Genomic DNA, 1,932 nt, shown 5'->3' on the forward strand with positions numbered 1-1,932 from the left:
AGTTTTCATTCTTTATTAAAAAAAGCAACAATTCATAACAATATTTACTTATCGCATGACGAATATATTAATGATGTTAAAAAATGAAATAAATGATATTCAAGCCGCAAAGAAAAGGATATAATAAATAAAAGTTTATAAACCTTTTTTACTAATACTTACTTTTTGGGGTGCACTCTAAAATGTACAACTCACAATAGAAGTAACAAATATATTATTTACTGATAAACTAGTTAATAAGGCTAATATCTTTTTCATTTAATATTTACCTCGCTTTCTTTATTAATAAACAATAATTTGTTAATTTAAAATACAAGCAAAAACAAACAAAACTTTTCTCATAGTCTGCCCTGATTGTAGCATTGCATAAATGAAAATGGTTTGCTATTTTTTATATATTGATGTCCGCATTAAATTTTAAAAACTAAAATTTTATTTTTATCAAATTATTTGTAAAATTATAATAATAAATTAAAAATAATTTAATAAATGTTAAATTTATTTTTGTTTATATTATTTTAAATCATGATAACTATATAATGAATTTTGAAAAATATTAAATAGTAAAAGTAGTAATAGTAATGAAAAAACAAAAAAAATTAATTTATACAACCAACATAGTATTAATTTTTATCGTAGGATTTTTATTAAGCATTATTTTATATTTGCTATATAATACTTATTTAAACCAAAAAATAATACTACTAAATACAATTATTAGTAACCCAAATTTACAAGCAATTAAAACTAATGGTTCCCATCTTCCAACAGAAGAGCAAATTAAAACTATATTAAAACAAAAGTTCCCAGCATTAAAGATTAATAAAATTCAAATTAAAAATAATATTACGGCTACAACGGCTATAATTACTTCTAATGATTTTAAGATTTACCGGGGTTCAGTTACCCTTAATTATCTTCTTGATAAATCAGTGTTAAATCAAATTAATTTAAATCAACAATATGTTCCAAATCAAACTTGAATGCAACAACGTGGCTATGATGGCTTATGAATTAGTAAGAACCCAGCAACAGATCTTGAAAAAAATTTAACAAATGCCTTTTTAAGTCATGCTGAATATTTTAACTTACCATTTTATGAAAAACCAGAATTTAATTCATATGAAGAATTATTAAATTTTTTAAATCCAAAAACTAAATCATCTTTAACGAATTTTATTAATAATTATTGTCCGACATATATTAATAAATTAAAACAATTAATGGTAAGATTTTATAATTATATGGCTAGTAGTTTAGGAAAAAATAATGTTCATAATGTATTAAAATGAATTGATATTGCTCAAGTTCTTGATGCAGATGGATACGGTCATTTTGACTATCATATTCAAATTCATGCACGAACATTACAATGTTATTATAATGCTATGGGAAATCATTCATTTTATACTGGTTATTCTTATGTTCTTGATCCTTTTAGAGTTTTCTTTCATGAATTAGGACATATGTTAGATCATTTTTTAAAAGATAATATGCATATAAGTATAAGTAATAAATTAAAAGATTTTTTAACAAGTAAAATTATTAATTTTAATAATTGACCAAGCTTAGACAAAGAAAAAATTTTTAAATTATTTCATCTTAGTTCATATTCTTTTTCTAATTTATATGAAGTTATTGGTGAAGGATTTGTATATTGATTTTTAATACCAAATGAATTAAAAACAAGAGCATGAGAATTCTGACATGAATTTTTGAAATTATATTTACCAAAATCAAATTAATTTTAAAATGTTTATTTTTATATTATATATTACTATTTAGTTAAGAAATTTATTACATTTACAATTTAATGTAAAAATATCTTAAGGCGTTGTGTAGATACAAACGGCAAATTCATATCTTGTTAAGTTAATAATAAAATATTTTTAATAAATTGCAACAACTTTTTCAGAAAAAATTAAATTTTTG

General features: G+C 21.1%; 1 protein-coding gene. It reads left to right on the forward strand.

Translation table 4 applies throughout. The features are described 5' to 3' along the window. The first annotated feature begins 581 nt into the window (after positions 1–581). Positions 582–1,745: a hypothetical protein gene (locus tag D9R21_RS06055; protein WP_126821493.1), complete on the forward strand. Its 1,164-nt coding sequence runs from the start codon at positions 582–584 to the stop codon at positions 1,743–1,745. Positions 1,746–1,932 lie beyond the last annotated feature (187 nt).

The organism is Spiroplasma endosymbiont of Megaselia nigra, from assembly GCF_003987485.1.
Taxonomy (GTDB): Bacteria; Bacillota_I; Bacilli_A; order Mycoplasmatales; family Mycoplasmataceae; genus Spiroplasma.